We start from the raw sequence: 14,422 nt of genomic DNA on the forward strand, positions 1-14,422 counted from the left end.
GTACGCTGCCTTATTGCCCGGGATCACGTTCCGATAATTTCTAACTGCATAATTAATCGCACACATGAACCACACAACTTCCCCTGGAAGCAAGGCACGCCGCCTGTTGCAACGCTCGCGGCTGCTCGTTCTTACGTTCGTGCTGCTCTTTGTCGCTTTTGCGGCGGAGGCATCGCATTTTCGCTATGGCAACATCAGCTGGAGCCTGGTGTCCGGGCGCACCGTACAATTCAAGGTATCGCAGGCCTACCGGCGAAGTTTCTCTACCGCTTATACCAATGCGATAGTCGGCTCCGTCATCAACGTAGGCACGCTGCAATACAGCGACGCCTCAACTGCCTCCACTATTAACCTGGTGATCACCTCCATCAACCCGGCCGAAGACTGGATTTATGGCGAGGTGACGATCACAAAAACATTTACCACCGACGGTGTCAAGACGGCCTTCTTTTCCAGCAGTGCCCGCCTTTCGTCGCTGAAGAACAACGCCGACCTGGCCTATCGCCAGGAGGTGAAGGTCACGGTAGGTACGACGTACAACTTCAACTCGGGACCCGTTTCCGGTATGCCGCCTACGGTGAACGTTCCTTTCGGACGCAGCGCCGCCACGTTCCAGCTGGCCGCCAACGACCCCGATGGAAACGCGCTCACGTATCGCTTTGCCACGCCTACCGAGATGGGTGGCTCCACTGAGACGCAGCCCGCCTCGATGAGCGTGAGCAGCAGCGGCCTCGTGACCTTCAATACCAGCACGACGAACGCCGGGATGGCTATCGGCAACCTGTACAGCGCCGCCTTTGTCGTTACCGACACGTATGGCGCCAGCACGATGATCGACCTGATGGTCAAGATCGTGCAGCCCTCCACGCCGCCCGTCTTCAACTATTCGATCACACCCGTGAACGGGATGGCCTACGACATCCAGCCGGGTCAAAACGTGGCCTTCTCGGTTCGCGCTTCCGACCCCGACGCCGGCGACATAGTTGTGCTGAGCGCCGTTGGTCTTCCCTCGGGCGCTGTGATCAGCCCCGGTCTTCCCACGAGCGGCAATCCTGCAGGTACCAGTTTCAGCTGGACGCCTACACAGGCTCAATTGGGCAGCCGCGTGATCTCGTTTACCGCGCAGGACAATTTCGGCAACCAGACCACGACCAACGTAAACATCCTGGTAAGCATGAACCCCGTGTTTGACGTTCCGCCGACACCGGCCGCCGGTACCGAGCAGGTACTTGTTCCGGGATCGGGCTACAACTGGACGATCCAGGCACACGCGCCCGATGCATCGGTGAACCTGAGCATCGTATCGGCCAGCTTGCCCGCATCGGTAAGCGCATTGTCGCCGCTGCCGTCGGCTTCCGGCAACAGCAGCTCGCTGTCGCTGCAGTGGACGCCCGCCGCTTCCGACTGGGGTGAGCACAGCTTCTCGTTTACGGCCACCGATAACCTCAATAAATCGAAAACGCATTCCTTCGATGTGCTGGTGAATTCGACGCCGGAGTTCCAGCTGCCCCTCCACGAGGCATCGGTAAGCGTTCCCGAAAACAGCCCGTACTCGTTCAACTTTACAGCTACGGATGCTGATGTTCCCTACGGTGACGAGCTCGACCTCGTAGCGCTCAACCTGCCTTCCTGGCTTACGTTCACGGTCACGGGCCCGGGCACCGGCACCCTGTCGGGCACGCCGCCGGTAGGAAGCGCCGGCACGTACCAGCTTTCCGTCATCGCTGAAGACATCCACCACCACGATCACGCCGAGGTGCGCCAGGATTTCAGCATCACCGTGTTGCCCTGCAACATCAACCCCGGCATCCAGGCCTCGCAGCTCACCACCTGCCCCAACAACCCGGTAACGCTGAGCGCCTCCGGTGCCGACAGCTATGTATGGAGCAACGGCGCCACCGGTGCCACGATCCTCGTTAGCCAGAGCGGTACTTATACGGTAACCGGCAGCAGCAATGGCTGCTCGGGAACATCGGGCCCGGTAACCATTACGGTTGTCGACAACAGCGCACCGGTGCCGACCGTGCCCGTGCTGCCCACACTTACGGGCGAGTGCTCGGTAACGGCCAGCGCGCCGACGGCCAACGACGAATGCAGCGGCCTCGTTGTCGCCACTACTTCGGACCCGGTCGGTTATTCGACCCAGGGCACCTATACCATTCACTGGACCTTCACAGATGCCTCCGGCAATACGGCGCAACAGGACCAGACGGTGATCGTGAAGGACGTTACCCCGCCGGTGATCTCCTGCGCGTTCAACGTTACGGTGAATGCCGCTCCGAACAGCTGCGGTGCCACGGTGAGCTACAACGCTCCCTCGGCTACCGACAACTGCGGCAATGGTTCGCTGCCTACATCGCTTGATGGTTACACCTACAAGGGAACCTATGGCGGTCACACGTATTTCATTTCGAACAGTCCCACGACACCGGAAGACGCGCATGCCCGCGCCATCGCCCTCGGCGGTCACCTCGTGACCATCAGCGATGCGCAGGAAAACGCCTTCGTGTCGGCCATGAGCCCCAACTTCATCTGGATCGGCCACACCGATCGCGAAGTGGAGGGCACCTTCAAGTGGGTCACCAGCGAGCCCGTTACGTACACCAACTGGAACAGTGGCGAGCCGAACAACTATGGCGGCAACGAAGACTGGGCCGTTATCAACTGGGGCCCCAACGGTACCTGGAATGACTGGTTCTATTATGAGAATGCTCTCTTCGTAGTTGAATTCGAAGGCGGCAACATACCCACGCACCTTGTTTCCGGTCTCGGCAGCGGCGCCACCTTCCCGGTAGGCACTACCACCGAAACCTGGGAAGCTGTGGATGCCGGTGGCAACCGCGCTACCTGCTCCTTCACGGTAACCGTTGTTGACACGCAGGCACCTTCCATCGTAGGCCTTCCGGCAAACATCACGGTTGGCAACGACGCCAATGTATGCGGCGCCCGCGTCAGCTGGAGCGAGCCGGTTTCTGCCGACAACTGCAGCAGCCACAGCATCAGCCGTATCGGCGGTCCTGCTTCCGGCTCGATTTTCCCTGTCGGTATTACTACGGTAACCTACCGTGCACAGGATGCAGCCGGGAATGCAAGTACAGGATCCTTCACGGTTCGTGTGAACGATACGCAGGCTCCCTCGATCGTGTGTATCTCCAACCGCAGCATCAACCTGCTGGCGAACTGTACGGTCGCTATACCCGACTACCGCGGTCAGCTCCAGGTTTCCGACAACTGTCCGGGAACCCTGCAGGTGGTACAATCGCCCGCAGCCGGTACGCTGCTCAGCGGCACAGGCACGCAGCTGGTCACCTTTACAGTAACCGATGCGCACAACAATGTTAACTCCTGCAGCTTCCGCCTGACGAAGCGCGATATCACCCGCCCGACGATCACGGTTCCGGCCCCTGTTACAGTAACCGCACCCGCGGGCAGCTGCAGCATCCCGGCTTCGTCGGTAACTCTTGGCGAGGCTGTCGGTTCCGACGCCTGCTCGCTTGTGACGATCAGCAGCACCGTGCCGGCTACCTTCCCGGTAGGCAGCACGCCTGTTCTCTACCTCGCCACCGATGCCTCGGGCAACGCAGTGCAGGGTGTTCAGATCGTAACCGTAGTCAGCATGGACGCACCGGTAATCGCCGCAACGCCTGCGATCACGGTTAGTAACGACGCGGGTGCCTGTGGCGCCGCCGTTACGGTGGCAACTCCGAAGGCTGCTGCTTTCTGCGCCAACAACGAATGCCGCAGCGCGAATATGGACGGCTTCAGCACCGGCGAGGTAAGCGGTCAGTCGACCTACTTCACGCCCTGGCCTGGTGGCAGCAGTGCCCTCGTATCGGCCGCCCAATCGTTCAGCGCGCCGTACAGCATGCAGGTCTCCAACGACCAGGACCAGCTCTATATGCTCGGCGATAAAACAACGGGCAAGTGGGAACTGACCTGGAAGATGTATGTGCCGGCAGATCGCTTCGCATACTACAACCTGCAGAAGTTTGCCAACAGCATCGGCACCGAGTTCGGTTACGAAGTGCGCTTCTTCAGCAACGGCTCGGGTGCTGCCCGTACGCCCGCAGGCACGGCCAGCTTCAGCTTCCCGCACGGACAGTGGTTCGATGTGCGCCAGTCGATCGACCTCGACGCCAACACAACGACCCTGTATGTTGCCGGCAACGCCGTACAAAGCTGGACTCTTTCCGATCGCATCGGACCGGTGAACGCTCCCGGAACGAAGCAGCTTGGCGCCATCGACTTCTTCGGGGGCATCGATGCGGTTGATCCTGCAGCTCCTGAATATTATGTCGACGACATCCGCTTCTGCGGCAGCAACGACGCCATCGTGAGCGGCAGCCGCAGCGATAACGCGGCCCTCTCCGCAGCCTACCCGGTTGGCACAACCAGCATCACCTGGAAAGCAGTCGGTGGCAACGGCCAGGTGGCAACGTCTACCCAGGCCATCACGGTAAATGATACGGAAGCACCTGTTGTGACGGCGCCGGTTGTTCCTTCGGTGTATTGCAACGCGGCTACCTATACGGTGCCCCTGCCCACCTACAGCGACAACTGCGGCATCGCGTCGGTGAGCTATCGCATCAGCGGTGCCACGACCCGCAACGGCAATGGTGCCAATGCAAGCGGCTCCTTCCAGGTTGGCACTTCCGTCATCACCTGGACGGTAACCGACATTCACGGCAACAGCAGCACGGCATCGGCCAGCATCCTGGTCAATGCGCCGGTTAGCGGCAATGTGGCCGATGTATGGGCGGTCAGCGCCGGCGGTCAGGCCAACACCATCTACCAGGGTTATGGCCCCGCGGCCCTCAGCCTCGGTGTTACGCCTTCGGGCGGCACCGCTCCCTACAGCTACCAGTGGAGCAATGGCGCCACGACCGCTTCTGTAAGCGTGGGCGCCGGCACCTGGAATGTGGTGGTGAAAGACGCCTATGGCTGCGTATCCGCCGCGATCACGAAGGTGATCAAGCTCGTGGATGTTCGTTGCGGCAACAAGCTGGACAAGGTCCTGGTTTGCCACAATACGGGCTCCGGCTCCAACCCCTGGGTACAGGTATGTGTCGCTCCTGCGGCCGTGGCTACCCAGCTGGGCAACGGTGGCTACCTCGGCGCCTGCACGAGCAACGCCGTTACCCGCCAACTTCCCAAGGTGCAGCCGACGCTTGTACCTGCGCTCAGCGCCTATCCCAACCCGAGCCGTGGCATCGTACAGCTGCGCGTGAGTGGTCTGCAGGGTAAGCTGCGCGTGGAAGTGCTCGACAGCCGCGGCAGCCGCGTGCTCCAGCACGACCAGACGGTAACCTACCAGAGCGAGGACCTCACCCTCAACCTGCAAACGGCTGCGGCCGGTCTTTATACGGTACGTGTTTCCAATGGCGACACGGTACTGACGACCCGCATCGTGATCGCACGTTGATCTTATTGGTTCAGTAAGTAAAAGAGCCCCTCGCAAGAGGGGCTCTTTTTATTTCGTTCTGCCTGGCGCCGCTTCGCGCAACGCCAAACGTCAATCTACAAACTTGTTACCCCGCCATGCACCGCCGCGGCGATCTCCTCCAGCAGCGCGAGGTCTTTCTCGATCGCATTGCCGACCACGACAACATCGGCGCCGGCTTGGCAGGCGGCATAGGCGGCCTCGCCCGTCCGGATGCCACCACCGACAATGAGCGGCACCTCGATATGTTGAGCCACCGCGCTGATCATTTCAGGAGTCACGGGGCGCCGCGCGCCGGAGCCGGCATCCAGGTAAATAAGCTTCATCCCGAGCATTTCGCCGGCAAGGGCCGTGCAGAGGGCGATATCGGCTTTGTCGTGGGGGATAGGGGCGGCGTTGGAGATATACGAAACCGTTGTGGGCGCACCGCCGTCGATAACGCAGTAGCCCGTGGGCATGATCTCGAGGCCGCTCTTCCTGACGAAAGGCGCCGAGAGCACGTGCTGCCCGATAAGGAGCTCGGGGTTACGGCCGGAAATGAGCGAGAGGTACAGCAGGGCGTCGGCATGACGGCTTAGCTGCGAGGGGGAACCCGGGAAGAGGATCACCGGTTTTTGCGTGCGGGCCTTGATCTGGAGCACGCATTCGTCGAGGCCGTCGGTCACCACGAGCGAGCCGCCGACAAAGTAAAAGTCGACCCCCGCGGCCTCGGCGCGCGGGAGCAGCTCCGCCAGCAGCGCGGCGTTGACCTTGTCCGGATCGATCAGGAGCGCGAACGACTTCGCACCCTTTTGCTTCTTCTCCCGTAATAATTGATAAACAAGGCCCTGCATCCGTATGAGTTAAGTACGCTGCAAAAATGCGAAAAGTTTTGCAATGCCTGTGCCATGGGAAATCACGGCAGGTCGAAATATGGAATAAACTATCATATTTCAGTGTTGACGTAGGTTTTCTTACGAAATGGGAGGCCCCTTGCCAAATAATCTCCATGCCGCGCTATGTGGATTTCGCGTGAAAAAATCGCGGGAGGCAACAGGGGCCGGCCGTTCCCAATATTTCAACATTTATCCACCGGGATGTGCATATTTCCGGGCTCCTTTTTTCGCCCTGTACAGATACTTTCGTTAATGACAGAAAAAAGGCCATGAGTATAAACTCATGGCCTGGTTGGGCCGGTAGCATAAAGGCTAATGTAGCAGGCTGTCAACTTGATCATACGGGTTCGAGTCCCGTCCGGTCCACTGAATGAGCGAATCATTCAAAAAACCATGTAACTGCGGTAGGTGCAGTGATGGCTTCATTTTCACCCCTTTTATTAGGGTGAAGGGGAAGACCATATGGCACCCAGCCAGCGTGTTCAGGTTTCCTTGCCCCAACAGTTAAGCGCAAGGTTTTCCGAATGGCACTGATGTAAATCAGCGCGAAGACCGTCCTCGGAGTAGAAGCCAGGGCGGTCTTTTTATATACATGAACTTAAGAACTCCAAATTCAGTGATTTGACCGAACGAATATATCATCAGCAAGTGATATTGGGTGCATTTTCTGCGCCATTTTTTTGTCCATGTTTGCACCTATCAAAAAAGAAATTAAATGATAATATTCCTCTTGTTCAATAAGATAGGTTATGATTGCACCCTTTTGTCGGCATTACTCACAGGGCTGCGGTTAACAACTTTTCAACATTTGATTTGAATTTTATTTCTTCTAGTGAACTTTTTTCATTCGCAACCGCCTGTGGCCAATTTCTACAAAAACGAGTGCTCCTCTCTTCGAGCCTTCGGGCAATCATAATCCTCCTAAATTACATGCCTTTTTTGCAATGGATCAGGTGAATAAATTGTCAAATGCAGTGTAGTAGCGAGTTGTAATGTGTATAAACTAGATTATGCACACAATGGGGATTTCTACGGTGCTATTTTTTCGATTAGAAATATACTTTCGTCGTCCGCCCGATTTGAAACGGTTGCGGCGGCAGGACTAAACTTCTAATCCACCTCATAAATCTTCTGGCAAATGGGCAATGCTAAAAAACCTGCGAAGGGACTGACCTTTACGCGCAAATTCACCCGGGACGACGTCCCCGTTTTCGACCAGTTTGACTACGACTACCGCACCTCCGTCATCCGCAACCCGAGTGGCGAAGTGGTGTTTGAAATGAACAACGTGGAAGTGCCCAAAGGCTGGAGCCAGATCGCTACCGACATCCTGGCCCAGAAGTACTTCCGTAAGGCCGGTGTACCGCAGCCCGACGGCTCCCTGGGCCGCGAGACCTCGGTAAAGCAGGTTGCCCACCGTCTCGCCAACTGCTGGCGCGTATGGGGCGAGAAGTATGGCTACTTCGGCTCGTCGCAGGACGCCCAGGTGTTCTACGAGGAGCTCGTGTACTCCATCCTCGCCCAGATGTGTGTGCCCAACTCACCCCAGTGGTTCAACACGGGACTTTACGAGAGCTACGGCATCTCGGGCAAGCCCCAGGGCCACTACTACGTCGACGCCGTCGACGGCCAGCTCAAACAATCCACCTCCGCCTACGAGCGTCCGCAGCCCCATGCCTGCTTCATCCTGAGCGTGAACGACGACCTCGTTGGCGACAACGGCATTATGGACCTCTGGGTTCGTGAGGCCCGCATCTTCAAATACGGATCCGGCGTAGGTACCAACTACTCCAACCTCCGCGCCGAGGGCGAGAAGCTCTCCGGCGGTGGCACTTCCTCGGGCCTGATGTCCTTCCTCAAGATCGGCGACCGCGCTGCCGGCGCCATCAAGAGCGGTGGCACCACGCGCCGCGCCGCCAAGATGGTGTGCCTCGACCTCGATCACCCCGAGATCGAGCTGTTCGTGAACTGGAAAGTAGAGGAGGAGAAAAAGGTGGCTGCCCTCATCGCCGCCGGCTATCCTTCCGACTACGAAGGCGAAGCCTACCGGACCGTGAGCGGACAGAATTCCAACAACTCCGTGCGTATCCCCAACTCCTTCTTCGAGAAGCTCGAAAAGGGTGAGGACTGGGAGCTCACGGCCCGTACCGACGGCCGCGTAATGAAGAAGGTTCCCGCCAAACAGTTGTGGGACACGATCTCCTACGCCGCCTGGCGCTGCGCCGACCCCGGCACGCAGTACAATACCACCATCAACGAGTGGCACACCTGCCCCGAGGGTGGCGAGATCCGCGCTTCGAACCCCTGCTCGGAGTACATGTTCCTCGACAACACGGCCTGCAACCTTGCCTCGGCCAACCTGATGAAATTCTATGATGCCGCCACGAACGTTTTCGACGTGGAAGGCTACGAATACAACTGCCGCCTGTGGACGGTGGTGCTCGAAGTGTCGGTGCTGATGGCGCAGTTCCCCTCGAAGGAAGTGGCGCAGCTCTCCTACGACTACCGCACCCTCGGCCTTGGCTACGCCAACCTCGGCACCCTGCTGATGGTAAGCGGCATTCCCTACGACAGCGAGAAGGCCCGTGGCATCGCCGGCGCCATCACCGCGATCATGACGGGTGTGGCCTACCGCACATCGGCCGAGATGGCCGGCGTACTGGGTGCCTTCCCCCGCTATGAGGAGAACAGGCAGCACATGCTCCGCGTGATGCGCAACCACCGCGCAGCCGCTTTCGACGCCGCCGAATACGAAGGCCTCTCCGTGAAGCCCCAGGGCCTCAAGGCGCAGTTCACCCCCGACTACCTGCTCAAGGCTGCCTGTAAGACCTGGAACGACGCCCTCGAGCTCGGTGAAAAGTACGGCTACCGCAATGCGCAAACGACCGTGATCGCCCCCACGGGCACCATCGGCCTCGTGATGGATTGCGATACGACCGGCGTGGAGCCCGACTTCGCCCTCGTGAAGTTCAAGAAGCTCTCCGGCGGCGGCTACTTCAAGATCATCAACCAGAGCGTACCTGCGGCCCTGAAGAACATGGGCTACTCCGAGAAGGAGATGGACGCCATCATCAAGTATGCAGTAGGCAGCGGCACCTTTGCCGGCGCCCCGGGCATCAACCACCAGACGCTTTCGGAAAAAGGCTTCATCGCCTCCGAGATCGAGAAGCTCGATAAGGCCGTCAAGAGTGCCTTCGAGATCGGCTTCGTGTTCAACGTATACAACCTCGGCGAAGAATGCCTGCAGCGTCTTGGATTCAAAGCTGAAGACTACTACAACTTCGAGTGGAGCCTGCTGGAAGCGCTCGGCTTCTCCGACGAGCAGATCGATGCCGCCAACGACTACGTATGCGGTACGATGACCGTTGAAGGTGCGCCCTACCTGAAAGACGAGCACCTGCCGGTGTTCGACTGCGCCAACAAGTGCGGCAAGAAAGGCGAGCGCTACATCCACGCCCATGGCCACATCCGGATGATGGCGGCGGCCCAGCCCTTTATCTCGGGCGCCATCTCCAAGACGATCAACCTGCCCCACGAGGCGCAGGTGAACGAGATCGCCGATTCGTACATGCTGAGCTGGCAGTTGGGTCTCAAGGCCTGCGCCCTCTACCGCGACGGCTCGAAGATGTCGCAGCCGCTGTCGAACAAATCAGACAAGAAGAAGAAAGACGATACATCTGCCGAGGCTACGGCCGACGCTCCCGCAACCGAAGTGGAAAGCAGCATTGTCGATATGAGCAAGCTCACGATCGACGAGCTGCTGGAGGAAGTGCAGAAGCGCGTACAGGCCTCGCCCGACACCGCGCTGAAGCGCCAGCTGGCCTCTATCGTGGAGCGCCGCTCGCTGCCCGCGAAGCGCCGCGGCTTTACGCAGAAAGCCAAGATCAACGGGCAGACGATGTTTGTGCGCACCGGCGAATACGCCGACGGCACGCTGGGTGAGATCTTCATCGATATGGCGAAGGAAGGAGCTACGATGCGCTCGATGCTGAACTGCTTTGCTGTGGCCGTGTCCATCGGCCTGCAGTACGGTGTGCCGCTCGATGAGTACGTGGAGAAGTTTGTCTTCACCAAGTTCGACCCCGCCGGCTTCGTGGAGCACCCGAACATCAAGAGCACCACGTCGATTGTCGACTTTATCTTCCGCCTCCTCGGCTACGAGTACCTCAACCGCACCGACCTGGTGCACGTGCTCGACAAGCCCGAAGTGGGCAACACCGGTGAAGAAAGCTGGGACGAGCCCACGGCAAAGGCCCCTGCCGACAAGCCCGAGCTCTCTTCGGTGCGCGTGGTAGCTTCTACGCCCCAGGCCGCCAAGGCACAAGCCCACAAGCAGCCCGCCGCCGTGAAAGCCTCCAACGGCCTCGGTGCCATGAATGCCGCCGCCAAGAGCATGCAGAGCGATGCCCCGGCCTGCAACACCTGCGGACATATCACCGTACGCAGCGGCACCTGCTACAAGTGCCTTAACTGCGGCAACAGCATGGGTTGCAGCTAACTCCGACTTACTCCCTGTTTTGATAGAAGACCCCGCCGCGGCGGGGTCTTTTTTATGCTGGTAATACAATCGCCAGAACGGGATCTTTCCGGGGCGTTATTCTTAGCGTATCCTTTTTCTCTTCTTTTCTTCGCGGTGAAAAACCCTTTTTCGCCTTCTACTTCCTCCCTTGCTGCTGCCGCACAAAATCCCGCAGGTAGCTGCAGCGCTTGTAGGTATACTGGTAGAATTTCGTGTCGCCGAAATCTTTGACGAAGCCGGGAAACAGCGGGTTGTTACGGAACCGGACCTGGAAGGCGGCTTCGCGCTTTTCCATCTCCTGGTAGCCGATATCGTAGTTCCAGGAAGGGCGGGGCAGCTGCTTTTGCGCGCACTTCACGATCATGAAGTAACAGGCTGCCTTGAATTCCCTGTTGCGCGCAGCCTTGAAAGCCTGCTCATACCATTGCCGTGCGCGGTACACGGCGAAGAAATCCTTTTGCCAGGCCATGTCGTACTTGCCCTCGTTCCAGTCGGAGGACCCGCGGCTCCAGCTCACGGCCATCCAGGCGTTGCCATACTGGCTCATGTTGTAATAGGCGCTGCCGAGGCGGTAGGCTACCTGCGCCAGCGAATCGGGATCCTTCATCGTGGCGGCCTTGTCATGGAGCTCCTTCATCCGCTGTGCAAAGCTGAGTTTTGTATAGGCCTTCGGGATGTTTCGCTCGTAGCGCTGCCAATCGTTAAGGTAATCGTGGAACGGATCCGTATTAATACGGGTTTCGTTATAGTCTTCGTCGTACCGGTAGCCCTGCATTTTGGGCAGCGAGTCGGCCCGCTGCAGCCACTCGATGGCTTTCGCATAATTGCCTTCGCGGAGGTAGGCCGTGCCCAGTGTTTCGATCACATCGTTGCGGGAGAAGGAAGCGTGCTGCGCGAGCTGCCGCTCCCAGGCCGTGGCGGGGCTGTTCATGAGCGTGTAGAGCTGCTGCGTTTCGGCGGCACTGAGGTCATTGTGCAGAACCTCGAAGCCGCGGCGGTCGTAGTAATAGCCCCGTGCGCCGCGGCCGGCACTGTCGGCCACACTGATAACGAGTGCCCGGCGCGCCGGCGACCTGGCGTAGCGCGTGGCCAGCAGCTGGCTGTAGAAGTCGCGTTCGAAGGCTGCGTACTCGGGATCCTTCTTCGCCTGCCGCGCGAGCCACGCTGCAGCCGGAAGCAGGGCGGCTTCCTCGGCAGGGCCAAGCCGCGCGGGTTCGTTGGCGGCCAGCAGCAGCTGGAGCATCTTCAGCTGGTCCTGCTGCGCGGCGTTGGGTCTAAGCGTTTCGGCGAGCGTAAGGAGGCGCCGGCTTGAATCATACTGCTTGTCGAGCAGATACATGTACGCGGCGGCGCTGGTATAGAATGCGCGGTTCGACAGGTTCGCATCGGCGCCATAGCGCTTGAGCTGCCTCGCCAGTGCCGAAGCCATTGCCCTGCCCGCTGCAAGCTCGCGGCTCAGGGGAATCTTAGGGTCTTCAAACGAGGTGCTGCGGCCCAGCAGTGGCGTGAGGTATTTCTCTTCCACCTTGCTGACCTCCCGCGAAGCGATCAGCGGGAGCAGCGGCGAAGAAGGGTCGAGGCGGTAGACCTGCTGCATCCCCCTGAGCGCCGGCGCGTCTCCATAAAGGCTGAAAAGCCCGGTCATATCGGCCTTCTCGCGGTCGTTGCGGCCCTGCGCCACCCAGGCATCGCGGAGCGAGCTGTCGGCATAGTGCGTGCTCCACAGAAATCCGAGGAAGTTGCCGCGGCGATTCGATCGGGTAGCGGCAAAGGCGCGGCTGAAGGCGTAGGCCGCTTCCTTGTTGCGTCCCGTACGAAACAGCGCTCCGCCCTTGTACGACAGTGCCAGGGGTTGCACCGCGCTGCTGCTCCCGTTCGCGAAAGCCGCGTCGTAGAAACGGATGCATTCGGCATAGCGGTGGGCATAAAAAGCTGCCTTGCAGGAAAGGAAGGCCCAGCGCGGCTTCAGGAAATCGTTCCTGCTTACGGAGCCGGCCATCTGCGCGGCTTCCATCCGGCGCACCAGCGTCGCCGAATCCCGTGCCGGCGCTTCCCATTCGGAGCTTGCGAGGGTGAGCCCTTCGATCTCCTTGGCGAGCTGCAGGTATTCGACCGCTTCGGTATTGTGCTGGCGCAGCAAGGCCGTTGCCGCGCTGTTATCCTGCCACGCGGCCGGAAGCTTCTCCTTGCCCAGTGCTTCCCGTATTTCAGCCAGCTCGGGGCGCGTGGAGCGCAGCACCAACTCCTCAACATCCTTGCGGCGCGCGTTCCCGCAATACCGTTGCCACTCCTCGAGCACCGGTACGTTGACGGCCGCAGCCGGATCCGTTTCTTCGTCCGAATCATAAAACGGGCGGACCATGCTGTAGAAAAAAGGCCGGTAGGAGGGGTCGGCCCCGGAGGCGCTGCGGCTGAAGAAGGACGTGAAATAATCCTGCGGGTGTTCGTCACCGCCGGCGCAGCTAACGCCGTTTTGGGGCAGGAGGCCGAGCAGCAGTGTGGCCGAAACGCTCAAACACAGTTTCCAGTTCATGGAGTTGGTACCCGGCGAGGTTCTGCTCGTCGAGGTCAAATAAAAGTACGCGAACATCGGCGGATGGCAAGTGCCGCGCGATCGTTCCAGCCGCAGCGGCCAGCGCCTCGGCCGTGCAGGTTTCGTGGCGCAGCCAGTCGCCCTTGCGGAAGCGGTAGCCTTCGATCACCGTGTCGGCACTGATGGCAATACGCCCGGGCCCCTGCAGCGCGCTGCCTGGAAGGTCATGAATGAGACCCTGGTATCGGTTGCCCGAGAACCAGACGTACCAGTCGAATACCGGCAGGGCCACGTCGAGCGGGAGCGGGTAGTGGCCGGCGCTGCGCACATACTTGTCGAGTTCCTCTTTGTCGAGGATCGAATTGCGCGCCAGCGGGTCATGGAGCGTCCCCATGTTGTAGGCCATCAGCAGCCCGCGGTCGGCAGGGGGGATGCCCGTTTGCGCGGCGTACTTCAGCTGGTGCAGCCGCACGGTTACCGATAGCTGCTTGCCGGCCGCAAAGGGCTGCTGCCGCAATTGGCGAAGCAGGCGGAAGTAGCGCTCCTTCGTGCCGGCGCTCCAGTCGCAGTCGATCTGCCATTCGGGGTTGAGCGGTATCCCCTGTGTCAGCGCGCCCGACAGGCGCGCGATACGCGCGGCCAGCGAATCAATAGCCGTTGAATCGCTGTTCCGGAGCGCTTCCTGGGTGATGAAGACAACCGGGGTCACGCGGATGCTGGGTCGTTGTTTCCACGCGACCTTTCCCTGCGGCTGCACGGCGCCGTTCACTTCGTCCACAGCCACGTCGAAGAGGCGCACATAGAGCGAGTTGATCTGCAGCGAATCGAGCACGGCCTTTTCTTTCGGCGTCGGGTCGAACACGGTCTTCCAGTAGTAAAAGGAGCGTTGCACCTTGCGCCCTGTTTTCTGGCAGGCGAGGAGGGTGAACAGTATAGCGAAAAGGAAAAGGCGGCGCAAGTAGAATGTTTCTTAGCGCGAAGAAAAGAAGAAAAGGAGATGCTCCGCAAAGAGAAACGGCTACGCAGTGCGTAGCCGTTGGTAATGACCTGTCGGA

The 14,422-nt window shown here is 59.6% G+C and carries 5 protein-coding genes and 1 tRNA gene; 3 read left to right on the forward strand and 3 right to left on the reverse strand.

The genetic code is table 11. From position 1 onward, the window contains the following. The first annotated feature begins 64 nt into the window (after positions 1–64). Positions 65–5,422, forward strand: coding sequence for an HYR domain-containing protein (locus ACYU7Z_RS15730; protein ID WP_460572181.1), 5,358 nt, complete (start codon positions 65–67; stop codon positions 5,420–5,422). A gap of 95 nt (positions 5,423–5,517) precedes the next feature. Here ACYU7Z_RS15730 and ACYU7Z_RS15735 read toward each other — a convergent pair whose 3' ends face one another. Further along, on the reverse strand, positions 5,518–6,273 hold the full coding sequence (locus tag ACYU7Z_RS15735; protein WP_460572183.1) for a geranylgeranylglyceryl/heptaprenylglyceryl phosphate synthase: 756 nt from the start codon (positions 6,271–6,273) through the stop codon (positions 5,518–5,520). A gap of 336 nt (positions 6,274–6,609) precedes the next feature. On the opposite strand from ACYU7Z_RS15735, the gene ACYU7Z_RS15740 reads away from it, so the two are divergent. Both ACYU7Z_RS15740 and ACYU7Z_RS15745 read left to right on the forward strand, forming a co-directional pair. Next, a tRNA-Asp gene (locus tag ACYU7Z_RS15740) sits at positions 6,610–6,681 on the forward strand. A 772-nt stretch (positions 6,682–7,453) separates the two neighbouring features. After that, the gene (locus ACYU7Z_RS15745) at positions 7,454–10,813 is read left to right on the forward strand and encodes a vitamin B12-dependent ribonucleotide reductase (protein WP_460572185.1); all 3,360 of its coding nucleotides are present in this window, start codon (positions 7,454–7,456) and stop codon (positions 10,811–10,813) included. Positions 10,814–10,970: 157 nt separating this feature from the next. On the opposite strand, the gene ACYU7Z_RS15750 is transcribed toward ACYU7Z_RS15745, so the two are convergent. Both ACYU7Z_RS15750 and ACYU7Z_RS15755 read right to left on the reverse strand, forming a co-directional pair. Beyond that, positions 10,971–13,367: a hypothetical protein gene (locus ACYU7Z_RS15750; protein ID WP_460572187.1), complete on the reverse strand. Its 2,397-nt coding sequence runs from the start codon at positions 13,365–13,367 to the stop codon at positions 10,971–10,973. Next, positions 13,297–14,325: a hypothetical protein gene (locus ACYU7Z_RS15755; protein ID WP_460572189.1), complete on the reverse strand. Its 1,029-nt coding sequence runs from the start codon at positions 14,323–14,325 to the stop codon at positions 13,297–13,299. Before ACYU7Z_RS15755 ends, ACYU7Z_RS15750 begins: the two co-directional genes overlap by 71 nt. Positions 14,326–14,422: the final 97 nt, after the last annotated feature.

It is taken from the genome of Flaviaestuariibacter terrae (assembly GCF_054777635.1).

Coding starts and splice junctions, on each gene's coding strand:
- ACYU7Z_RS15730 (WP_460572181.1), top strand. CDS start 65: ATGAACCACACAACTTCCCCTGGAAGCAAGGCACGCCGCCTGTTGCAA.
- ACYU7Z_RS15750 (WP_460572187.1), bottom strand. CDS start 13,367: ATGAACTGGAAACTGTGTTTGAGCGTTTCGGCCACACTGCTGCTCGGC.
- ACYU7Z_RS15745 (WP_460572185.1), top strand. CDS start 7,454: ATGGGCAATGCTAAAAAACCTGCGAAGGGACTGACCTTTACGCGCAAA.
- ACYU7Z_RS15735 (WP_460572183.1), bottom strand. CDS start 6,273: ATGCAGGGCCTTGTTTATCAATTATTACGGGAGAAGAAGCAAAAGGGT.